Below are 5,056 nucleotides of genomic sequence, written 5' to 3'. Positions count from 1 at the left end.
GTCGGTCGTCGGGCGCGCGGCGCCCACCGCGCGCAGCTTCGCCAGGGCGTCCGGGCGGCCCACGACGTCCGCGAGGACCAGGTCGTAGGGCTCGGCGGGCTCCTCCAGGCCGGCCGGCGCCCCGCCCGGCGGCAGATACAGCAGCCGCTGCCCGTCCGGCCCGGTCACGGCGTACCCGGTGCCCGGCGCGTCCATCGCCACCGCCCGCACCCGGTGCCCCGTCAGCAACGCCAGTTCCCGCCCGTCCGGCACCCGCCCCGGCTGCGGCAGCCCGGCCGGCACCTCCACGGCGGGCCCGTCGTGCGGGTGCGACAGCAGCACCTGCCGTACGCCGCCCAGGGAGTGCCCGGCGCGCGCGGCGGCGAACGCGGCACCGGGCGTCAGGTCGAGGAGCAGCGCCCCGTCCACCAGCAGCGCGGTCGCCGCGCGCGCGTTCTCGCCCTGCGCGGCGGCACAGGCCGCGCAGGGACAGTCGGGGCGGGGGAGTCCCGCGGGGGCACCGGTGCCGAGCAGAGTCACGTCCACGCCCCGATTTTCGCCGGTCGCCCCCCGACATGCGCGCCCGAGGCCCCCGGAGTCGCCCCCGGCCTTCTACGACACGCCCGGCTCAGCGCATAGGCTGCGACCGGGAGCCGGACCAAGATCCGGCTTCCGCTCTGCATGTGCTCACATCTTGGAGGCGTACATGGCGGCATGGACGTGGCGGTTCGAGACGGCCGGCGGGACGGAGGTCCAGCCCGCGGTGCAGCCCGAGGAGTTCACCACGCAAGGGGACGCCGAGTCCTGGATCGGGGAGCACTGGAAGGACCTCCAGGAGGGCGGCACGGACCAGGTGCGGCTGTTCGAGGACTCCGCGGAGATCTACGGGCCGATGAGCCTGCACGCCGAAGAGGCCTGAGCGAGGGCCCGACGGGCGTAGGGGGAGGGGACGGCCGCGATACGGGCCGTCCCCTCCCGCGTCACTGCTCGCCCAGCGTCACCTCGGCGGTGCGCTCGTCGCCGCCGCGGGTGTACGTCACCTTGGTGCGGTCGCCCGGCCGCATCGACGCCAGGGCCTCGGAGAGCGAGGTGATCGTGGTGATGTCCGTGTCGCCCAGCTTCGTGATGACATCCCCGGCGCGCAGGCCCGCGCCGTCCGCGGCACCGCCCTGGACGACGCTGACGATCGCCACGCCGGCGGGACGGTAGCTGTCGTCGACGACCGTACGGGCGGTGATGCCGAGCGCCGCCCGGCCCGAGTCGGTGACCTTGCCGTCCTTGACGATCTGGCCGGCGATCGTCTTCACCGTCGAGGAGGGGATCGCGAACCCGATGCCGGGTGCCGCGCTGTCGCCCAGCGCGGGGTCGGTCGCGGCCAGCGTCGGGATGCCGATGACCCGGCCGTCCAGGTTGACCAGGGCGCCGCCGCTGTTGCCCGGGTTGATGGCCGCCGAGGTCTGCACCATGTCGGCGAGGGTCGCCCCCGTACCGCCGCCGCTGCGGCCCTCGGTGACGGTCCGTCCGGTCGCCGACACGATGCCCTGCGTCACGCTGGACGACAGCCCGAGCGGCGAGCCCATCGCGAGCACGATCTGCCCGACGTCGACCTTCGACGAGTCCTCGAAGGCGGCCGCCTTCATGCCCTCGGGCACCTTGTCCAGCTTGACGACCGCGAGGTCCTGCTCGGGGTAGGACGAGACGAGCCGCGCGGACAGCGGGTCCTCGCTGTGGGCGGTCGTCACCCGGAACGTCTTCTGGTCCCCGACGACATGGGCGTTGGTGACGACATGGCCCTGGTCGTCGTACACGACCCCCGAGCCCAGGTCGTCGCCGGCCTGGATCTGGACGACCGAGGGCAGCACGTCCTTGATCACCTGCTGGTAGTCGGCCTGGAGGTCGTTGGCCGCGGCCGGTGCGGCGGCCCGCGCCGTGGTGGCCTCGCGCCCGCTGCCCGTACCGGATTCCGGCCCGCCGTCCGATCCGGCCGCCGAGCAGCCGGTGGCGAGCAGCAGGGAGCATGCCAGCGCGGCGACGGGAATGCGGAACCGGGACACGGCACGGGTGCGGGAGACGTCCATGCCCCGAGTCTCACGGGGCCCCGGACCTCCTGCTTGCGCAGAGCACCCGAACGGGCGGCGTCCTAGCCCCGCACCCCGCACAGGTGCAGCAGCGCCGCGACCCCGCGGTACGGGTCCGTCCGGCCCGCCCGCTCCTCCACGGCCAGCAGCGTCTCGACGTCGACCGGGGCCTCGGCGCCGTCGGGCACCGTGTCCGTGAAGACCTGCACGCCGTACCAGACGTGCAGCGGGGCCCCGATGCCCGCGAGCTTGGCCGTCAGCGTCGCCAGCCGGTCCGCGCGGACGTCGAGGCCCAGGTGGTTCCGGCAGGCGGTGGTGTCGAAGGCGGCGAGCGCGCCGGCCCAGTCGCCGCCCAGGCCCGGGCGCATGGCGAGCGCGTCCCCGTTGCGCACGAGCAGCGACAGCAGACCGCCCGGGGCGAGCATGCGGGCCAGCCCGGCCAGCAGCGGGTCGGGCTCCTCGACGTACATCAGCACGCCGTGGCACAGCACCACGTCGAAGCTGCCCGGCAGGAAGTGCACACCGGTGTCCCGGCCGTCGCCCTCGACGATCCGCATCCGCTCCCGGATGCCCTCCGGCTGACCCGCCAGGGCGTCACGCGCCGCGGCGATCATCGTCGCGTCCCGCTCCACGCCGGTCACCTGGTGCCCGGCCCGTGCCAGCCGCAGCGCCTGGGCGCCCCGGCCCATGCCGACGTCGAGCACCCGCAGCCGCTTGCCCACCGGGAAGCGGCCGGCTATCTGCTCGTCGAGCTGCCGGGCCACCAGCTCCTGCCGTACGACGTCCCGAAGACCGCCCGGCCTGTCCAGCCAGGCGTCGGCCGCGCCCCCGGCGAACGGCGTGGTGCTCAGGGCCGCTCCCCGCGCTTGACCTGCGGCTTCGGCAGCCGGAGCCGGCGCATCTGCAACGAGCGCATCAGCGCGTAGGCGACCGCGCCGCGCTTGCGGTCGTCGGGGAAGCGCTCGGCGAGGCGCTTCTTCAGCCGGAAGCCGGTGACGAGCGAGTCGAGCACGATCAGCACGATCACGACCAGCCACAGCAGCAGCGCGATGTTCTGCAACGACGCCACCCGGACCATGCTCAGCACGAGGATGACCACGGCCATGGGCAGGAAGTACTCGGCGATGTTGAACCGCGAGTCGATGAAGTCGCGCGCGAACTTGCGGACCGGGCCCTTGTCACGGGCCGGCAGGTACCGCTCGTCGCCGCTGGCCAGCGCCTGGCGCTGCCGCTCCATCGTGGACCGGCGCTCCTCGCGCTGACGCTTGGCGGCCTCCTTGCGCGTCATCTGCGTATTGGCGACGCTGCGGCGCTGGGACTGGGCCTCACTGCGCTTGGGCGTGGGCCTGCCCTTCGGGGCCTGCGGGTCGCGGGGCTGCTTGGAGTCGGTCACCGGCGTCTTGACGAGGCTCGGTGCCTTCTCTTCCTTGGCACGGCTACGGAACACAAAACCCAAGGGTACGGGGTGGGGGAGTGTGGACCCCAGTCCGGTGGGGAACGATCCGGCAACGCCAGTCGTCCGTAAGGGGACAGAGGGGGACGTTGCGTACCGCCCGGCCGGGGCGTCCGGGACGTCTCCCCGGGGAGCACCTACTCCCTACGCCGGACCGGGAGCGTGCGCAGTCGTCCTTGGGGATGAGCGCATCCGTCCCCGAACAGTGCGGTAATGGATGCAGGGCCCGTACTGTGGGTTCTGTTGCAGTCGCTGGAGCTGGAGTCGGTCAGAAGGGGGCGCGCGAAGCCCATGAGCGGTGTCATGAAGCGTATGGGGATGATCTTCCGCGCAAAGGCCAACAAGGCCCTTGACCGGGCCGAGGACCCGCGCGAGACCCTCGATTACTCGTATCAGAAGCAGCTTGAGCTGCTCCAGAAGGTGCGCCGCGGCGTCGCCGACGTGGCGACCAGCCGCAAGCGCCTGGAGCTCCAGCTCAACCAGCTCCAGTCCCAGTCGGGCAAGCTGGAGGACCAGGGGCGCAAGGCGCTCGCGCTGGGCCGCGAGGACCTGGCCCGCGAGGCGCTGTCCCGGCGTGCCGCGCTCCAGCAGCAGGTGACCGACCTGGAGACGCAGCACGCCACCCTCCAGGGCGAGGAGGAGAAGCTCACCCTCGCGGCCCAGCGCCTCCAGGCCAAGGTGGACGCCTTCCGTACGAAGAAGGAGACCATCAAGGCCACCTACACGGCGGCCCAGGCGCAGACCCGCATCGGGGAGGCGTTCTCCGGCATCTCCGAGGAGATGGGCGACGTGGGCCTCGCGATCCAGCGGGCCGAGGACAAGACCGCCCAGCTCCAGGCGCGGGCCGGCGCCATCGACGAGCTGCTCGCCTCCGGCGCCCTGGACGACCAGTCCGGGATGCACAAGGACGACATCCAGGCCGAGCTGGACCGGCTCTCCGGTGGTACGGATGTAGAGCTGGAGCTCCAGCGCATGAAGGCCGAGCTGGCCGGCGGCAGCACGTCCGACCGGCAGGCACTGGAGGGCGGCCAGGGCCAGGCGCAGCCCCAGCAGCAGCCGCAGGACACTCCGCGTTTCGACAAGCAGTAGCCCACGCCTAGGAGGGCGACATGATCGTGAGGATCATGGGGGAGGGGCAGGTGGCGCTCGCCGACGGCCGCCTCGCCGAGCTGAACAAGCTGGACGACGAACTCCTCGCCGAGATGGAGAACGGTGACGGCCCCGGTTTCCGCGCGACCCTCCAGGCCCTGCTGGCCAAGGTCCGCGAACTGGGCGAGCCGCTGCCGGACGACACCCTGGAGCCGTCGGACCTGATCCTCCCCTCCCCGGACGCCACCCTGGAGGAGGTCCAAGAACTCCTCAGCGACGACGGCCTCATCCCGGACGGCTCCTGAGAACACGACTCAGCTCCCGGTTCGGCACCTCGGCGACGCCGGTAACTCCCAGCCCGTCCGGCACGAAGGCATCGCCGGTATCTCTCAGCCCGTCCGGCAAGGGGGCATCGCCGGTAACTCTCAGCCCGTCCGGCGTTTGAGGACGAGGCCGT

Annotated in this window: 6 protein-coding genes and 1 pseudogene; 3 read left to right on the top strand and 4 right to left on the bottom strand. The window is 72.7% G+C overall.

All coding sequences use genetic code 11. The features are described 5' to 3' along the window. Window positions 1-525: pseudogene (locus GTW67_RS18230) on the bottom strand (bifunctional adenosylcobinamide kinase/adenosylcobinamide-phosphate guanylyltransferase); the annotation flags it as partial. Window positions 526-685: 160 nt separating this feature from the next. Between GTW67_RS18230 and GTW67_RS18225 the strand changes: the two are divergent. After that, on the top strand, window positions 686-898 hold the full coding sequence (locus tag GTW67_RS18225; RefSeq protein WP_161165884.1) for a hypothetical protein: 213 nt from the start codon (window positions 686-688) through the stop codon (window positions 896-898). A gap of 61 nt (window positions 899-959) precedes the next feature. On the opposite strand, the gene GTW67_RS18220 is transcribed toward GTW67_RS18225, so the two are convergent. The 3 genes from GTW67_RS18220 to GTW67_RS18210 form a co-directional block, all read right to left on the bottom strand. Further along, window positions 960-2,057 (bottom strand): S1C family serine protease, encoded by a 1,098-nt coding sequence (locus GTW67_RS18220; protein WP_161165883.1) that lies wholly within the window; start codon window positions 2,055-2,057, stop codon window positions 960-962. A gap of 62 nt (window positions 2,058-2,119) precedes the next feature. After that, on the bottom strand, window positions 2,120-2,821 hold the full coding sequence (locus GTW67_RS18215; protein WP_161165882.1) for a methyltransferase domain-containing protein: 702 nt from the start codon (window positions 2,819-2,821) through the stop codon (window positions 2,120-2,122). An 83-nt stretch (window positions 2,822-2,904) separates the two neighbouring features. Beyond that, window positions 2,905-3,543, bottom strand: coding sequence for a DUF3043 domain-containing protein (locus tag GTW67_RS18210; RefSeq protein ID WP_161165886.1), 639 nt, complete (start codon window positions 3,541-3,543; stop codon window positions 2,905-2,907). Window positions 3,544-3,813: 270 nt separating this feature from the next. On the opposite strand from GTW67_RS18210, the gene GTW67_RS18205 reads away from it, so the two are divergent. After that, window positions 3,814-4,599 (top strand): PspA/IM30 family protein, encoded by a 786-nt coding sequence (locus GTW67_RS18205; RefSeq protein WP_272920509.1) that lies wholly within the window; start codon window positions 3,814-3,816, stop codon window positions 4,597-4,599. 20 nt (window positions 4,600-4,619) lie between these two features. Next, window positions 4,620-4,904: a PspA-associated protein PspAA gene (gene pspAA, locus GTW67_RS18200; protein WP_161165881.1), complete on the top strand. Its 285-nt coding sequence runs from the start codon at window positions 4,620-4,622 to the stop codon at window positions 4,902-4,904. Window positions 4,905-5,056 lie beyond the last annotated feature (152 nt).

Origin of the sequence: Streptomyces sp. SID5910 (genome assembly GCF_009862125.1) — a bacterium.
Lineage (GTDB): Bacteria > Actinomycetota > Actinomycetes > Streptomycetales > Streptomycetaceae > Streptomyces.
This window is presented reverse-complemented; position numbering and strand designations above follow the sequence as displayed.